Annotated in this window: 1 rRNA gene; it reads left to right on the forward strand. The window is 34.1% G+C overall.

Annotated elements, in window-relative coordinates:
* A 16S ribosomal RNA gene (locus ACSULM_RS12505) occupies positions 1–65 on the forward strand; the annotation flags it as partial.
* Between the last annotated feature and the right edge of the window lie 284 nt (positions 66–349).

The raw sequence follows: 349 nt of genomic DNA on the forward strand, positions 1-349 counted from the left end.
AAATGATTGGGGTGAAGTCGTAACAAGGTAGCCGTATCGGAAGGTGCGGCTGGATCACCTCCTTTCTAAGGATATATTCGGAACATCTTCTTACGAAGATGCAGGAATAACATTGACATATTGTATTCAGTTTTGAATGCTCATTAGAGTATTCATTGCAACATTTTGTACATTGAAAACTAGATAAGTAAGTAAAATTTATGATTTTACCAAGCAAAACCGAGTGAATTAGAGTTTTTAAACAAGCTTTGAATTCAAAAAAAAGAAATAATCGCTAGTGTTCGAAAGAACACTCACAGATTAATAACATTTTGGGTTTTCAACCGACTTGTTCGTGTTGAAAGTCAAA

Origin of the sequence: Staphylococcus caeli (assembly GCF_051413795.1) — a bacterium.
In the GTDB taxonomy this organism is placed as follows: Bacteria; Bacillota; Bacilli; order Staphylococcales; family Staphylococcaceae; genus Staphylococcus; species Staphylococcus caeli_A.